Annotated in this window: 13 protein-coding genes; 6 read left to right on the top strand and 7 right to left on the bottom strand. The window is 54.3% G+C overall.

Annotated features, from left to right (window positions below):
- Positions 1-5: 5 nt before the first annotated feature.
- Positions 6-920, top strand: coding sequence for a LysR family transcriptional regulator (locus FIV00_RS12475; protein ID WP_152501047.1), 915 nt, complete (start codon positions 6-8; stop codon positions 918-920).
- Here the strand turns inward: FIV00_RS12475 and FIV00_RS12480 are convergent.
- Positions 917-2,605, bottom strand: coding sequence for a thiamine pyrophosphate-binding protein (locus FIV00_RS12480; RefSeq protein ID WP_152501048.1), 1,689 nt, complete (start codon positions 2,603-2,605; stop codon positions 917-919). The genes FIV00_RS12475 and FIV00_RS12480 overlap by 4 nt on opposite strands.
- Positions 2,606-2,757: 152 nt before the next feature.
- Between FIV00_RS12480 and FIV00_RS12485 the strand changes: the two genes are divergently transcribed.
- From FIV00_RS12485 to FIV00_RS12500, 4 genes are all read left to right on the top strand, one after another.
- On the top strand, positions 2,758-3,450 hold the full coding sequence (locus FIV00_RS12485) for a GntR family transcriptional regulator (RefSeq protein ID WP_152501049.1): 693 nt from the start codon (positions 2,758-2,760) through the stop codon (positions 3,448-3,450).
- Entirely contained in the window at positions 3,447-4,163 is a 717-nt protein-coding gene (locus FIV00_RS12490; RefSeq protein ID WP_152501050.1) for an aspartate/glutamate racemase family protein, read from the top strand. Before FIV00_RS12485 ends, FIV00_RS12490 begins: the two co-directional genes overlap by 4 nt.
- Positions 4,164-4,714: 551 nt before the next feature.
- Positions 4,715-6,262: a S8 family serine peptidase gene (locus FIV00_RS12495; RefSeq protein WP_152501051.1), complete on the top strand. Its 1,548-nt coding sequence runs from the start codon at positions 4,715-4,717 to the stop codon at positions 6,260-6,262.
- A gap of 88 nt (positions 6,263-6,350) precedes the next feature.
- The gene (locus tag FIV00_RS12500; protein ID WP_152501052.1) at positions 6,351-6,707 is read left to right on the top strand and encodes a hypothetical protein; all 357 of its coding nucleotides are present in this window, start codon (positions 6,351-6,353) and stop codon (positions 6,705-6,707) included.
- A gap of 91 nt (positions 6,708-6,798) precedes the next feature.
- Here FIV00_RS12500 and FIV00_RS12505 read toward each other — a convergent pair whose 3' ends face one another.
- Together FIV00_RS12505 and FIV00_RS12510 are read right to left on the bottom strand one after the other, a co-directional pair.
- Positions 6,799-8,016, bottom strand: a complete 1,218-nt coding sequence (locus tag FIV00_RS12505; RefSeq protein ID WP_152501053.1) for an NADP-dependent isocitrate dehydrogenase — start codon at positions 8,014-8,016, stop codon at positions 6,799-6,801.
- Between the two features lie 199 nt (positions 8,017-8,215).
- Positions 8,216-8,668: an Rrf2 family transcriptional regulator gene (locus FIV00_RS12510; protein ID WP_152501054.1), complete on the bottom strand. Its 453-nt coding sequence runs from the start codon at positions 8,666-8,668 to the stop codon at positions 8,216-8,218.
- A gap of 128 nt (positions 8,669-8,796) precedes the next feature.
- Here FIV00_RS12510 and FIV00_RS12515 point away from each other — a divergent pair, with 128 nt between their 5' ends.
- A complete protein-coding gene (locus FIV00_RS12515; RefSeq protein ID WP_152501055.1) occupies positions 8,797-10,224 on the top strand; it encodes an MFS transporter in 1,428 nt (475 codons plus the stop codon).
- 89 nt (positions 10,225-10,313) lie between these two features.
- Here the strand turns inward: FIV00_RS12515 and FIV00_RS12520 are convergent, their stop codons facing one another.
- The 4 genes from FIV00_RS12520 to FIV00_RS29785 all read right to left on the bottom strand — a co-directional run bounded on the left by FIV00_RS12520 (position 10,314) and on the right by FIV00_RS29785 (position 16,441).
- Entirely contained in the window at positions 10,314-11,543 is a 1,230-nt protein-coding gene (locus FIV00_RS12520) for a hypothetical protein (protein ID WP_152501056.1), read from the bottom strand.
- 131 nt (positions 11,544-11,674) lie between these two features.
- Positions 11,675-14,551 (bottom strand): AAA family ATPase, encoded by a 2,877-nt coding sequence (locus tag FIV00_RS12525; RefSeq protein ID WP_152501057.1) that lies wholly within the window; start codon positions 14,549-14,551, stop codon positions 11,675-11,677.
- A 481-nt stretch (positions 14,552-15,032) separates the two neighbouring features.
- Complete coding sequence (locus tag FIV00_RS12530) at positions 15,033-15,827, bottom strand: ABC transporter substrate-binding protein (protein WP_152501058.1); 795 nt, start codon at positions 15,825-15,827, stop codon at positions 15,033-15,035.
- A 467-nt stretch (positions 15,828-16,294) separates the two neighbouring features.
- Positions 16,295-16,441, bottom strand: a complete 147-nt coding sequence (locus FIV00_RS29785) for a hypothetical protein (RefSeq protein ID WP_173005971.1) — start codon at positions 16,439-16,441, stop codon at positions 16,295-16,297.
- Positions 16,442-16,728 lie beyond the last annotated feature (287 nt).

Raw genomic sequence — 16,728 nt, forward strand, 5'->3', positions numbered from 1 at the left:
CGCGTATGGCTTTGAGATTTCGACAACTTCAGGCATTTCACGCCATCTTTGAAACCGGGACGGTGACAGGCGCTGCCGAGCAGTTGGGCATCTCCCAACCGGGTATTTCCAATCTGCTTGCCCAATTGGAGCGCCAAACCCGTTTGAAGCTCTTTGAACGGACCAAGGGCCGTCTCCAACCAACGCCGGTTGCCGATGTTCTGTTTCGCGAAGTCGACACGGTGGTTCGCGGCCTTGATCATGTCGGACAGGCGATCCACGACCTGCAAAACAAGCAGGCGGGCCAGCTTCAGGTGGCGGCACCACATCTTTTGTCGTTTGGATTCATGCCCGGTGAAATCGCCCGGTTTGCCGAGACGCGGCCTGATTTGCTCATTTCGTTCCAGTCTCAGTATTCGTCCAAGATCCAGGAATGGGTCATGGCCGGATTGTTCGAGATTGGCGTTTGTGAAATGCCTGTCTATCACGACACGCTTGCGCGGGAGGTGTTTCACTTCGAAACCCTCGCCGTTTTGCCGAAGGACCACGAGCTTGCGCGGTACCCCCGGCTCACGCCGGAATTGCTGGACAGTCAGCCGTTTATCGTCATGGGGCCGGAGCACATGACCCATCGGCGCACGCGGGAAGCTTTTGAAAGCCGCAACGCCGGTTGGCGGCCGCAAATTCATACCCACTTGTCGGAAAACCTCCTGAGTTTCGTCAAGCAGGGGATGGGAGTGGCCCTGATCGATCCCTTCACGGTGCATTTCGACAAGGAGCCTGGTTACGTCACGCGGCCCTTTGAACCAGCAATCATGCTCGACCTGGCCCTCATCACCTCGCGCAATCGTCCACTGACACCGGTTGCGCAGACGTTTCTGGCGCAACTGCGGGACAGTCTGGCGGCCTTTGCTGCCAAGACCCATCGGAACGGTGTCTAGGCCACCCATTCGGAAACCGGAGCGGCAGCTTCGTGAAGGGGCTGGGAAATCACATCGACCAGTGTCGGGCCGTCATGGTTGACAGCTTCCGTGAGGATTTTCTTCAAGTCAGCCGGATCCTCAACGCGCCAGCTTTTGACCCCAAAGGCACTTGCGACAGCCGCATGGTCCGTTCGGTTGAAATCGACGTTATAGAACCTGCGACCGAAACCTGCGTTCTGCCCCGCCTTGATCCAGCCATAGGTTGAATTTGAAAAGACAATGGACGTGATCGGCATCCGGTAGCGGACCATGGTTTCGAACTCGCCGCAGGAGAAACCGAAACTGCCGTCACCCATTGCCGCAATGGTTTTTACGCCCGGTCGGCCCACATGTGCACCCATGGAAGCTGCGAGTGCATAACCAAGGGCTCCATGCGCCCTGTTGGTGATGAAATGACGGCCAGGTTTGCGCCATCGGTAGTGAGCACTGAAATAGGGACAAGGCGTGCCGGGATCGGCCACGATTGTTGCATCGTCTTCCAGAATGTCCATCAGCGCGGCGATGACGGCTTCGGGGCGGATCGGTCGATCCGTTGATGCTGCGAGCAAATCGAATTCGGAAGTTTTTGCACTCCAGGCAGCTGCAGCGCGTGCCACACCGTTCTGCGTTGCAACGCCTGGCAAAGCGGCAAGTTCTGCAGCCAGCGCGTTGAGCGCCAATCGGGCATCGGCATTGATGGCAACGGCCGTTTGATAGTTTGCGCCGATCACCATCGGATCGCTATCAATGTGAAGGATGGTCTTGTCCTGGCCCGGCGAGCGCCAGCGCTCGGTTGTCACCGACCCGGCTCGGCAACCTACGAACAAGATCACATCGGCTGCGTCGACGGCAGCCCGAGTGGCTGGATTGCCCCCATTGGAACCGACTACACCAAGCGCAAGTGGATCGGTCTCGGCGATGCTGCCCTGGCCCGACACCGTCGTGGCTACCGGTGCTTGAAGCATTCGGGCAACATTTGCCAAGGCATCTTCAGCCCCCGACAGAACCGGGCCACCGCCGCAAATGATGATGGCGTTTTGTGCGCCGGCCAGCAAACGCGCAGCCTCTTCAATTGCCTCCGGGTCAGGAGCGGCGCGCTCGGCTGGAAACGTTCGGTGGCGTGGATCGGCCCAAATCTCGGTTTCGTCCACCGGCGCTTTTTGCGTGTCGAATGGAAGAGCCAGATGAGTTGCCCCTGGTGTGCCCGTGGTCATCGCGCGGAAGGCTGCACGCACTTGCGCGGGCAAGCGTGTTGCGTCGTCCAGCGACGTGTTCCATTTGGCGAGTGGCCCGAAGAGGGCCACCTGGTCAAGTTCGGTCAATGGATAACGGCCGCGGCTTGTGGTGGCCACGTCGGTTGTAATCGCAAGGATCGGGACAGAGCTTTCGTTCGCTTCGACGACGCCGGGCAGAATATAGGTTGCGCCGCCGCCAGATGGGCCTTCACAGACACCAGGTTTTCCTGTGACGCGTGCATAGCCGTCGGCCATGTAGGCAGCGTGACGCTCGTCGCGGGTCAAAAGGTGGTTGATACCATGATTGAGCCGGGCCAACGCATCATAGAAGGGCAGTGTGGTGTCGCCGCACAGACCGAAAATCTCGGTTACACCGTGGGCTTCAAGCATGCGCACCATGGCTTCTGCGCCGGTCAGTTGATTGCTCATCAGGTTTGCTCCAAGTCTGAATACATATCTGTATACAGGCTTGAATATTGCAATCAAGCCCCGAATGTGTCACCACCCAAAACAAGCCTCGGATTTTGTCGAGCTGAACTGCGCTGACCGAAGACTAAGCCGAACCCAAGACAAAGGATGCCATGTCGGAGACCTATGATCAGATTAAGTCGATGGTTGTGGGCTTTGCCCTGCGCCCCGGCGACAGGTTGAACGAAAGTGCCTTGTCCAAGGATCTAGGCGTATCGAGGACCCCACTGCGTGAAGCTTTTAACCGGCTTGTCGCCGAAGGCCTGATCGATGCACGACCGGGGGAAGGGTTCTTCTGCCGGAGGCTCGATGCTGAAGGTGTGCATGACTTGTACGATCTGCGCGAAGTACTGGAAGTGGCTGCGGTAGAACGGGCCTGCGAGCGCGCAAGCGATGCCGACCTCAAGGAGCTGGCAGACTGGCTGAGCGCCAAAGGCCTCAAGGTGGCCGGACTGACCGTTGCCGAAGCGTGTGAGCGCGACGAAGCGTTTCATGTGAAGATTGCGGAACTTTCAGGAAATCCTCTGTTGGTTGCTCAGTTAAAGGCGCTGAATGAGAAGATCCGCTACCTGCGATGGGTCCAACTTGATGAAGGCAGGCTCAAGACGACAAAGGCTGGGCACCGCAATGTCATGAGTGCGCTGCTTGCCCGCGATGTCACGGGGGCGACTATAGCTATGCGCGACCATATTTCCTTGCGAATGGATCAGATCAACGATGCGGTCAGTAAGGGGATTTCAAACATCTATCTGGACCGCACGGATGCGCTAACCGGACATATCCTGAGTTCGGAGGACGCAGCATGATCGCAATAGGCGGCAAGACTGTTTATGGAGCATCCGTGGGCATCTTGATGCTCGAGGCGCGCTTTCCGCGTATCCCGGGAGATATGGGCAACGCGCAAAGCTGGCCGTTTCCTGTCCTTTACAAGGTGGTGCGCGGCGCTTCGCCTGAGCGCGTGGTCCGTCAGCAGGCAGGTGGGCTCATCGATGCCTTTATCGATGCGGCGCGGGAGCTTGTGGCTGACGGTGTGGACGGCATCACCACGAATTGCGGGTTTCTGTCTCTTGTTCAAGATGAGCTTTCCAAAGCCGTTCCGGTTCCTGTTGTCACCTCTTCCTTGCAGCAGGTATCCATGGTCAATCGACTTATGCCAACCGGCAAGCGTGCCGGTGTCCTGACCATTTCCGGTTCGACACTTACACAAGCCCATCTGGACGCTGCTGGAGTGCCTTCCGAGACACCGATCGGTACGACTGAAGGATTGAGCGAATTCACGCGTGCGATCCTGGACAATGAACTCACCTTGAATGTCGACGCGGCGCGCAATGACAACGTTCAGGCTGCATTGGCTTTGAAGGACACTCATCCCGACCTTGGGGGCATCGTCCTTGAATGTACAAATATGTGCCCCTACGCGGACGATATTGCAAAGGCAACCGACTTGCCCGTCTGGTCGATGATCAGCTTTGTCGAATGGTTTCAATCGGGGCTGTCTCCGCGACGCTTTCCAATTTAGGCAGCGCGGGTTCAACGATGCGGTTGCCGGTGTGTGATTGCATGAACAGCCAGATCAAAAAGTTTGTTCTTTGGCATTGCGAAGATGATTGATCATGCGCTCCGATTGCGGCTTGGCTGACTGTCATTGACCCGTTGAGTAATTTGCCAAATAGGGCGTTCTTAAAGTCAAATTCCTTGGCAGAGCCATTCCAGATGCGCTTTTTTTGATCAAATAGTTTCAGTCTTTACGGAGATCATTTTTTGGTTTTATAAATTTTTCGATTGAATTGGTTGTGCTTTTGTTACTAATATCGCTCTGGGCATAAATAATTTTTCATTTTCATTAAAAATTTATCTGAATATTTTTCACCAATGCGTGTATTTGCGTTGTGTATCAATCGTATAATATTTAAATAAGGTCTACACAGCTAGAAGTTTTGCTTCTAGCGAAATACTTTTATTCGTTATCTCAAGTATATTTGTCTGTTATTGTTATTAGTTGTTCCTCCTGTGCCGTCGCGTTCAGGTGGTATTTTTAATGTAAATAATGACCGTTTTATGGAGTTTATTATGAGTAATAACGAATATGAAGTTGTCGCTACTGTGTCGCCGCGTTCACTTGGCCCAACATCTTTATTTGACGCAGAGGAAGCTATTACCAGCGATAACGTGCAGCAGTTCAACTCCGACCCTTCGGATATCAGAGATTCAAAACGTGCCTTGAGCCGGGCCGGCTTTCACGTCTTTGAGGAGGCGTCGAGCAATACCACGATTTCGATCGGTGGAACGGCGAAACTCTTCAAGGAGTTTTTCGGCGCGAAACTGACCAAGCAGAAGACGGAGATCAGGCCGGATACGACGATCGAGTTCATGGCGACCAGCGAAGATCCGTCCGAAGCGCTCATGAACGCGCCAGACGAGTTCAAGCAGCTGATTGAAGGAGCGGTCATTGCAAGGCCGCCAACCTATTTCGCCCCGCATCCAATTCCGCCGCTCGCCTCCGTTCATGCCAACGCCTATCCTTACATGATGGTGCCTGATGGGGTTAGCGTCGTGCTGCGGGCCTCTCACGTTCACCGTCTTGGCGTGACAGGCAAAAATGTCGTCGTCGGAATGCTGGACACCGGTCATTACCGGCATGCGTTTTTCAGCTCTCGCGGGTATCGTCTTCTGTCAACGCTTCTGGCACCTGGTGCGAGCGACCCGGCGGATGATGCGAATGGGCACGGCACGGGTGAAAGCGCAAATGTGTTTGCCTGCGCACCTGATTGTCGCTTGCGCATGATCAAGATGGGCAACGACACAGTCGGTGCCATCAACGCTGCGCTCAACTCCAATCCCAAACCCCAGATTCTGACCAACAGTTGGGGCTACAGCGCAGACACGCCGGGCTCTTCCATTCCCAATTGGCTGAAGCCTTTGGAGGCAGCTGTTGCCAATGCAGTTTCTCAGGGCGTTGTGGTCTGTTTCTCGGCCGGAAATGGTCACTACGGATTTCCAGGAAGCCACCCCGATGTGATTTCTGTCGGCGGTGTTCATGTAAACCTACCTGACGAGAACGATCTGGAAGCTTCCAGCTATGCGTCCAGCTTCAATTCTTCCTGGTATCCAGGACGCCAGGTGCCGGATCTTTGTGGATTGACGGGCAAGAGCGTGAATATTGGCGGGGCGAAGGCACCGAGCCTGATGCTGCCGGTGCAGGCAAGTGCCTCACTGGATGGCATTGCACCGTCGACAGGTTCAAATTCTGACGGTTGGGGCCTTTTCTCGGGAACTTCGGCTGCCTGTCCTCAAATCGCGGGCATCTGCGCGCTTATGCTGGAGAAGGATCCGACCCTGACCCCGGCTGAAGTCAAAGACAAGCTGAAGAAAAGCGCAAGGGACGTGAAGAAGGGCACAACCCAAATGGGACATACGGCGACCAACGGCCCGGACCTTGCTACAGGGTCCGGACTTGCGGATGCCAAATGGGCCTACATCAACACAATGGGGGACGTTGCGGCAACCTTCTTCAGCGGTACCAAAGAGCAGCAGCTGGCGATGGTATCTTCCGGCGCGATGCCGGAGTTCTCAAAGGAATTCATCAGTGACATGATTGATACCTTGCGTTCACGCTAAAGCTGGCGACAATTCGATAAAGAATGGACATGCGCTGACAGGCGCATGTCCTGTTGTTCTCGCGGTAGAAACTTAAAGGGCATGGCCGATGGCGGATGAGACCGAGATATTCGGTGCGCAAGTCGTTTTGAAACAAAGCGACGGCTCATCGATCCTCGATGCGACGGAATCGCTGACCGCGGCGACAATCGAGCGGTATAGACTGCCGGCGGAAACAGTAGGAGAGGCACGCAAAGCTTTGGAGGCGCTCGGATTTCGAGTGGTCGGCGACGACGGTACCACGTTGTCGGTTGAAGGATCGCGCGCACATTTTGCTGACGTGTTCGGCCTTGAAGTCGGCGCAACGCAAGCCGGTGTTGCAGCTCATGCGACCAGAATTCCCGACGATGCTCAATCGTTTGTTGCCGATGTCATCGTGCCGCCGAAACCGAGCCTCTTTCCCTGATCTGCCAGTCACCGGTGGGGCTCCGGCCTCCGTCCTGCAGCCTTGAATGGCGGGGCGGGGGCCGGTTCGCGTTGGGTAAGCGTTTGCCAGGTCAGCGCTCGCTCATCGCTCGGGCAAGGTTCTCATCTATTTTGTCGAGGAAACCCGTGGTGGTCATCCAGCCCTGATCGGGGCCGACCAGAAGTGCCAGATCCTTGGTCATATAGCCCGACTCCACCGTTTTGATGCAGACGCCTTCCAGTGTCTTGGCAAATCGGGCAAGCTTGTCATTGCCGTCCAATTTGGCCCGATGAGCAAGTCCACGCGTCCAGGCAAAGATCGACGCGATAGAATTCGTCGATGTGCTTTCGCCCTGCTGGTGCTGTCGGTAGTGACGGGTGACTGTGCCGTGGGCAGCTTCTGCTTCCACCGTTTTGCCGTCCGGGCTCATCAGAACCGAAGTCATCAGGCCGAGCGAACCGAACCCTTGAGCAACAGTGTCGGATTGCACGTCGCCGTCATAGTTTTTACAGGCCCAGACATACCCGCCCGACCACTTGAGTGCACTGGCAACCATATCGTCGATCAGACGATGCTCGTACCAGATACCTGCATCGGCGAATTTGTCCTTGAATTCAGCTTCATAGATCTCCTGGAAGAGATCCTTGAATTGGCCGTCATACGCTTTGAGGATGGTGTTTTTGGTGGAGAGGTAACAAGGTACCTTGCGCTGAAGCGCATAGTTCAAGGATGCTCGGGCAAAATCCCGGATGCTGTCGTCAAGATTGTACATGGCCATGGCGACGCCGGAGGAGGGAGCATCGTAGACCTCGTGCTCGATGACCTCGCCATCTTCGCCCGTGAAGGTAATGGTCAGTTTGCCCTTACCGGGGAAGCGAAAATCTGTTGCGCGATACTGGTCTCCAAATGCGTGACGACCGACGATGATGGGCTGCGTCCAGCCGGGAACCAGGCGCGGTACGTTCTGCATGATGATCGGCTCACGGAAAATCACCCCACCCAGGATGTTGCGGATGGTGCCGTTGGGTGAACGATACATGCGCTTAAGGTCAAATTCCTCCACCCGTGCCTCGTCCGGTGTGATGGTGGCACATTTGACACCGACGCCGTGCTCCTTGATGGCATTGGCGGCATCGACAGTGATCTGGTCATCGGTCTCATCGCGTTTCTGAATCGAGAGGTCGTAATAGAGAAGATCAATGTCCAGATAGGGATGGATCAGCTTGTCTTTGATGAAGGCCCAAATGATGCGGGTCATTTCATCGCCATCGAGTTCAACAACGGGATTGTTGACTTTGATCTTTGCCATGGGTGTTCGGCCTCGCTGTTCCGTGAAATCTGAGTGTCAGAAGCAGGCATTCTCAATGATATGAGTTGTACCGGAATTCTATTGTGTGCGCTTGTATACAATAGTTGCGACTGCAGCAAGACAGCATTTCGAAAAAGGCCGTGAATTCAGTTCCTTTGCCGTCACCAGATGGAATCCGGTCTGTTCAAGTACCAGAGAATTAATCGATCAATTTGGCTTGCTTTTGGTGCTTTCGGATTTTTTCCGCGTGTGGGCGAACGAGATCGGCCACAGCGACACTACCAAGTTGCTGTTGAAAGGCTACTTTCGCTGCATGAAGCGCCTTTGACGTCGCCTCGTTTGCTGAACGTTCCAAAAGACAGGTAGGGGCATCATTTGATTGGCCAACAGCAAAGAGTTGGGGTGAGCCCAGGGCTGCGTATACGTCTGCCAAGGTGATTTCATCCAAACTCTTTGTCAGCTCCCAACCACCGCCATGGCCTTTGGTGGAGTTCACGAAACCTGCTTCACGCAATCCGGCCATGGTGCGCCGGACGAGCGACGGATTGGTGTTGAGCATCCGGCTGATCGCTTCCGATGTTACCGGTTCCTCGGTTTGTTCAAGATGCAAAAGCACGTGCAAGACGCGGGGCAGGCGGCTGTCGGTTCGCATGACACTCCCTTTTTTGAAAGCCTAACGCGTGAAAGCTCATGTGACAATAAAAAGCACATGAGATTGACGAGCGATTTCATGGAACTTATTAAGTAACGAATTAGATCCCTTTCTCGGAGTTTCAAATCATGTCGCTTGCAGGCACCAATATGCGGCGAAATCACCGCTGGATGGCGGTTTACGCGTTGTATCTGGCAATGTTCATGAACATTCTCGACATGACGATCGTCAATCTGGCGCTCCCTGCAATTCGTTCAGAGCTCAATGCGACCGACACCCAACTTGAATGGGTCGTCGTAGTCTACATTCTGACCTTTGCCGCCGGGCTGTTGCCATTTGGCCGGTTTGGAGATGTTGTCGGTCGTGACAAGGTCTTTCTTTGGGGCGTTGCAGGGTTTACTGGCAGTTCGCTGGCCTGTGGGTTGGCTCCAGACATACATTTCCTGATCATAAGCCGGGCTGTTCAAGGGCTTTGCGCAGCCGCGATGGTGCCGCAGGTCCTTGCGATCGTGCATGTCATGTTCAACGACGCGGAAAAGGGAAAGGCAATTGGGCTATTCGGGTCGGTTTCCGCACTCGGCGCCGTTGCCGGACCGCTTGTTGGCGGTCTCATCGTCACTTTGGACATGTTTGATCTGAGCTGGCGACCGATATTCCTGATGAACCTTCCAGTAGGCCTAGTTTCGATTCTTGGTGCTCTCCGATTTCTTCCAACTCTCCAGGCCGGCAGGCGTGTTGATCCGGATTGGGCTGGAACCGCGCTTTTTCTCCTGGCGGTTACGCTGGTGCTCTTTCCGCTTGTCGAGGGCCGGCAGTTCGGATGGCCCCTTTGGTGTTTTGCCTTGATGGCGCTGGGTCTGTGCGGCGGTGTCTTCTTTTACCGGCTGCAAGTGAGAAATTGCGAAAGCGGCCTGCCGGAGTTGTTGCCGGTTTCCATTTGCCGGGACCGGCTTTTTGTCCTGGGCGTGGCGTATGTCTCGATTTGTTTCTCCGCGCTCGCCGGAATGTTTTTCGTGATGTCGATCTATCTCCAGACCGGTCTCGGACTAACGCCGCTTTTCGCCGGCCTGATACTGGCACCGCATCCCATGGGCGTTATGCTGGCTTCAACACTCACAGGGCGTTTGGGCGCAAGAGCACAGGAGTTGCGCGTCCTGACCGGTTCGAGTGTCGTTCTGGTGGGTGTCACCCTGCTTTGGCTGGTCGCCAGCTACGGCTTGGCCGCCACAGCTGGCTTTTGGCTGGGGCTCCCGCTTCTTGTTGTCGGGTTGGGCACGGGTGTGCTGATACCGGCGCTTTTTCAAAGGGTTCTCTCACGCGTGTCGGGCGTGGATGCGGGTGCGGGATCAGGTGTGCTTCAGGCGTTTCAGCAATTGGGAATGGCTGTCGGCATTGCGCTTCAGGGACAGATATTCTTTCAGGCACTTGAAAAGTCGCCTGCTGGTTATTCGAGCGCAGCCAGTCTCACCCTGCTGTATCCGATGATATTTTTCGGAGTGCTCGTAGCGCTTTCGTTTTTCTTCTATCTAGAAAGGCAGAGTGATCGGACACCCTGAAGGCTGGAAATGAAAAATGTGCACGGCCTGCCGGGTGGGAGGGGAGCAGGCCGTGCACGTTGGCCAGAAGCTGTCAGGCCTCGGGCGTATCAGCGGTTCTTTTCAAGTGTAACGGTCACTTCAACAATTGACTTGGGGTCATGACGGCGGGCTTCCGGGTCATGATAGTCGATGATGATCGTCGCTCCCGGAACTCGGACGCGAGAAGGCGGGTTCTCCAGACCAGAGCCGATGTGTTGGTGCACGTTGCCCACGGCAAAGCCGAAGAGACTTGCGCATTCTTCCAGCGTTGTCCGCGGGTTTTCAAAGATGCTTGCCGCCAGCGAGCGGTAACCGTTTGCCTGAAGTGTCGCCACTGTCGGCGCTGATCCACTTGGCGGTGTGCTGCTTCTTTCAGGTATGGCAACAGCCTTCTCAAAGCTTGAGGGGATTTGCAAAAGGCGCCGGATCGTGAACCGGACCTCCTCGTTGGGGCAAGCGATCGTGTGCGGATAGCAATCGTGATAGTAGGCGTTTACCAGGGAACTGCGCAGGTTCTGCTCGCTCAGCCAACTGGCACCCATGCCGGAATAGTGCCGTGTGCCAAGACTGTCCTTGCCCATATACATGGCGTTCAGGCCCTGCCAGAAACCATTGGGCGCCCATTTCAGATAGTCGTCCTTGTTCTTGAAATACATATAGTCGCCTGGGATCGGCGGATCCTGTAGGGACGCGTTCTGAGCCATGAAATCGGTCGCCGGGTTATCGGTCCACGGGCCCACCAACATAGTTCCGAACTGATCGGCAAGTTTGGTGAAGGTTCGGGTGCCGAGACCGTCCAGAAGGCCCCAGAAAACGGTCAACTGGAATGCACCGGCGCACTCGCCACGAAAGGGCAGGGAATGGCCGTCAACCGGTTTGACCACCTCAGCAGGGTTGAAGCCGGTCGTCTGCTGCCAGGCCGCTTCGTTTTTGCCGGGATCCAGGAATTGCCAGTACTGAGAAACTCTGGTCGCCCCACTCGTTCCAAGTCTTGGCTCCGGGCCGAGCGTCGGATCGTAATAGTCGCCATCAAAAACACCAGCCGTCAAAGACGTCATTGCAGAGATTGCACCCAGGCGAAACAGGATATTTTCCCAGAAGTGTTGCAGATCGTCGAAGGCGACAGGTTGGGATGACGCAAGTGTCGCTGCGAGGATTTCGCTCGTCAGGTTGCTCTTAAGAAGGTGTTTGTCTTCGTTTTGCGCCAGGTTGGTCAGGTCGCTCTGAAGCTGACCGATATCAGCAATTGGTTCGCCACCAATATGCAGACCGCTTTGTGTGCCAATCTCTTTCAGCATTTGCTTGCCCCGTCAGAATTCCTGGCGCCTTCCGGGCCCCTTTCATGGGTGGGGAAAGGCGCGCTCCCTCATAGAATGCATGATGGCATACTTGCACTTATTGGTTTAAAAACCGTGACTGGGCTGCAATCTCAGATTTTATCGGGTTTTTTGAGAGCAGGCTGGGCTCGCAACAGAGCGATTGACGTGTTCAAATGCAGCTCGGCGCCAGTCTGCTGTGCCTTGGCAACCGACTCCTCAAGTAGTTTTCGGACCTGGGGATGTTCTGCGGAATGCAATTGTGTGGTCGCGACGGCTGACAGACGCATCAGTTCCGCATCGAAATAGGCTTCTCCGGTCGTCTCGGTAAACCGTCTGACATCATTGAGTTTGACCAATGCCCCCTTGGCATCATTTTTTTCAAGAAGAGCTTCTGCGATCCAGGCCTCCGCATAGGGTCGTGCGAGGATTGCACCTGTCGAGAGATAATCTTCCAGCCCCTTTTCCATGAGCGGCAACGCGCTTGTGTCGCCGGAATTGAACCGGGCACGGCCAAGGTTGATTGCCGCCTGAGCCGCCTGTTGAGCGAAATCCTGGTTCCCGCACAGTTCCATCGCTTTAAGGGCATGCCGCTGGGCATCTGCACTCTTGCCGCAAAAATTGTTGGCGGTGGCCAGAAAACAACTTGAGAAAGCCTGACAGAAAGCATGATCAGAGTCCGACGCCATCTGTTCAAGTTCTTCAGAAACTGCCTGCAACTTTCTGGGCTGATCGGTGAGGGCATAGCACCAGCAAAGGTAGGACCTGGCCAAAATGCCAAGGTCCAGGCTGTAGTTGGTGACCATGTCTTCAAAGTCGGCACGCTCGGCATCTGATACGGCTGCCAGAAAGGCCTTCTCGGCACCTTGAAGATCTCCCACATAAAACGCGCCGACACCGGTCATGTAGTGACCTGCGGCAAGCTCGAGCGCTGTCTGAAGCTGTAATGCGATTTCCAGGAAATCAGCGCTAAGCTCCTGCGCAAATGTGATGTCGGCCTTGACCATATGGGCACCCCAAAGGCCCCAGATCATCTGAAGGTTTTCAGATGACCTGTCTTGAGGTTTCTTGAGTGTGCGGGCTTTGGAATAGACTTCCTGGACCTCTTCAGATGCAAACCCGTGATTGGTGATCATCTGCGGCCCCAGCAGCAGCAGAAAGCGGCTGATGGTGCTGTCGCGTTTCTGATGACTTTCGATCCCGCGTGCAAGTTCGAGCGCTTTTCTGAAGTGTTTTCCAGCGTCTTTATGCGCTGCAAGGCGCACGGCCTGCAGGCCTGCGATCTCAAGATAGTCCAAAGACGCAGCAACGTTTCCTGCTTGTTCAAAGTGATGTGCGATGACTTCGGCGGCCGCCTCGGGCTGGTTCTCCGGGTCGCGCGTTAGGGCCGAGGCGATCCTGGCATGAAACTCTTTTCTGACTTTTGGTCCAATTGACTGGTAAGCCAGATCCTGAACAAGGCCGTGCTTGAATTCGTATTGGTTCTTTTCTTCGTCTTCTCTGGGAAAAATCAGGCCGGATTTTTGGAAGGCGGCAAGATGCTTCTTGACTGCTTTGCCGGGGAGGCCGGCGATATCTGTCAAAAGCTTCTGGTCGAACTTTCCGCCAATGGCCGATGCCATCAAAAGCAGGTCTTTGTCGTTGCCCAGGTGCGAGATCCGCGCTGCCAGGGTTTCTCGCAAGGAAGCGGGAATAAGCGTTTCCCTGCGCTCTTCGAAGAAGTCGCCTCCACGATCAATTGCAATGTTCATCAGCTCTTCCAGAAACAGCGGAATCCCGTCTGATTTCCGTACAACATGCTCATAGTGAGCGTCAGTCATGTCGCGTGGCCGCAATTGACTGGCCAGGAAGCGGGTCTGCTCCCGGGTCAGCTGCTGCATTCGGCAAGTGCTGTCTGCAAGGTCTGCGAGTTCACTCGCACCCGGACCTGGCCGTGTGCTGACAAGAGTGAGAACACGGCTCTTTGTCAGTGTTTCTGCCAGATATGCGATCAACTCAAGCGAGCTGCTGTCCATCCAGTGCGCATCTTCAAACACCAAAACAACCGGATGAATCTGGGACAGCTGGTGAAAGCAGTCTTTCAGGGTCTGCAGCGGTGCTTCGGCGGAGATTTTTTCTTGCGGTGGGTGGCTGTCGAGCCCGCCGCTTTTCAGGATCGCTCGCAGGTTTGCGTTGTTGCGTGGTGTGTCAAGCTTCAGGTCCACAAGAAGTGTTTGGACAACGCTGCCGATCAGGCTCGGGCTCTGCAGCCCCTTAAGGCCCAGAAAACTGTAGAGGCCTTGAGCGACAGGAAAAAACGGTGTTCGCCTGTGATGCACTGAACCGCTGAAATTCAGAACCAACGCCTGGTCGGATCCCGCTTTTTGCAGAAAAGTGTGTATCAGGCGGGACTTGCCTATGCCTGGGTCGCCTTCAATCAGGATCAGTTGGGGCTTGTCATCTTTCACCGCGCTCCAGTTGAGGCGCAGTGTTTTCAACTCGTTCGTTCTGCCTGCAAAGGCAGAAAGCGATTTATCACGCGCATTTGGCAAGGTGGTGGAAGGCGGTGCAATGCTTTGCAGGACCTCAAAGGCAATACCCGCACCGTCTGACAATTGCACTTGCCTGTATTCGAAATTGCTTCGGAACAGCGAGCGAGTGTTGCCGGACACAAGCAGGGTGTTGCCGCACGCGTTTTTTTCCAGAAGCGAGGCCTCATCAAAGACTTTGCCTGAGACATCCTGCGGCGACAGGCTAGGTCCTTCGCTGGGGACGACAAAACCGACACCACTGGCAATTCCACAGCGCAGTTGCGCCTGAAAGGTGCTGTCGTCGTTTTTGAAAATTCTGAGAATCTTTTGTGCCGCGAGCACTGCGCGTTCAGCATCCAGTTCCTTCAAAACCGGCACACCGAACACCAGTAGCTTTTGTCCGTTTGGCAAATTGACCAGTTTGCCGCCGAACTCGGAAGCGGTGACCGCACAGATGGTTCCCAGCTTCGCGAAAAGCATGTCATATGTTGCATCGGGCAGGGGCGCGTGTGTTGACCCGGCTGTATTGATCCCGAAAACAACCACACTCAACTCTGACCGCAAGGGTATTGTGCCTGATGTGGGGGAGGGCTTTTCGTCAGGCGTGGGGCTGGATTGAGCCTTGCCTTTGTTTTTTCCGGACTTTCTTGACGCAGGCAATTTGGCTTCCACCTGGGATTGTCGATACCGCGATCTTCAGCAATATCGGGCATTGTCTCGACATTAGCAATTTAGAGTTGTTGCGCCCAGATTTATTCACAAGGATTACCAGGAAACTAACAGTGTTATTTTTTGCGTTGAAAGGTATTTCCCGCTCGAACATTAAATCCTTGCAGGGTAATGCGTAATTTTTACAATACGGATAAGTTCATAAATGCTGAAGGCGATAGACTCAGTCAGTCTTTCAGCCATTCAAATGGGCACAACCCAGATTTAAGACTGTCTTGTTGTTCGAAGCATTTCACTGCTGTAGCGAGGCCAAGAACAGGTCGATTTTGCTGTTCAAAGATGGAAGGTTCTGGCGCAAACGATCCCACATCGCTTCTTTTGAGCTCTCTTTGGAAAACGCGAGATAAATGTCGGCCACCCCGATCGGATCTTCGAATGGAGCGACTGTCTTCATGCCAATTCGGTCGGCTGTCCAAAGTGTCATTATGCGCGGCGCGACAAAAGCATCGATGCGGCCGTGATGAGTGGCCATCAACAGCTGTACGACGGTGTCTCGCTGTTCAATCTTCGCCTTTCCGCTTTCCTCAAGAGCGCGGAAATTGGGATGCATTCGACCCTTTGCGATCTTTCCGATTGTCAGACCGTGAAGCTCTGCGGCTTTTCCGGTGAATGCGAGGCCAGAATCCTTGCGTGCAAAGATTGCCATTTCGAATTGGACAATGGGTTCTTGCGGATAGGCGAGCCACTCCTCACGCTCGGGCGTGTGAACGACAGGGAAAATCAGGTCCGCCCGTCCTTGCTGTGTGGCAAGCTGGGCGCGGGGCCAATTGGTCACCACGAATTCAACACCGACACCGGAAGTCTCGGACGCATTTTGAAGCAGGTCGACCAGAAGCCCTGCAGCCTGACCATCCTCGCCAGAATAGAGGTAAGGCGGTGCTTGAAATCCTGTGACTACCAGATCGTTGGTCTCAGCGTTCGCCGGTTGGTTGGACCCTGGGAGCATGAGGCCTACGAAGATGGCAGCGAAAGCTGCAATTCTGGAAATCTGCAATTGAATTTTACCGCGTTTCAAAAGAAACAGCATTTCCCTTGGACCTCTTGTCGAATGCCGCGCTGCACGAAGACTTCATTAGCTCTGCAAGCAAGTTAAAGTCGTGCCAATTAACAAATCAATTTGTATTTTACCTTGGGTAAATTCTTAGTAAAAAGGTATATTGTTAATTGTTTAGCGAATTTCGCTCGGAATTTATTTAATTTATTAGGAAAAGTGTCAATTTTAGTATGTTGAAAATGCGTTCTCAGTTTCACGGTCACTTCATGCTTTGCTCAGGAAACAAGTGCATTATTTGATCGTGCGGCTTCTCAAACCTTTGGATTGTCAGTCTCTAAAGCGCCAAACACATGCAATTTTGTCTGCTGGAAGCAGCCTTTTCGATTGTCGGCAGACAAGCGAGATCGGACGGGCGCTTCAACGCGTTGCCTCCAACCGCAGGTTTTGGTCATAGAGGCCAAGTGCACGATATCTCGCAGTCAACGCTGTCCGCTGCGATGTTATTTTTTTTCCACCGACCGACTGATCTCGGTGATGACACCGAAAGCGACGGCGGCCAGGATTTTCATGATACCGCTATCGATTGCCTGTTCCGTGGTGGCCTGTCCGAGAAACAGACCGGGACGCGGTTCAACAATAGCTCCCATTGCAACCCCGGCAGCAACTGCTATTTGAATGCATCCAAGGAAAAATACAACTCCAGCGATTAACGTACCCAACTTAGTAAAAGGCATTGGAATGTCTCTCGATGTATTTGGTAGTTGCTGAAGATTACCTTGCGCTATGCTTCCTTCAAGTCATTGTTCAAAATACCCTAAATATCGAAAGTTTTAATAAAAGAAGCTCGAAATCAGCCAAACAAAGAGGCCATGTTTCGAAGTGAGAGTTCGCCCGTTCAAACAAAGACCGACTTGAACGAGCCATGCGCCGCATG

It is taken from the genome of Labrenzia sp. THAF82 (assembly GCF_009363435.1).
Classification (GTDB): Bacteria; Pseudomonadota; Alphaproteobacteria; order Rhizobiales; family Stappiaceae; genus Roseibium; species Roseibium porphyridii.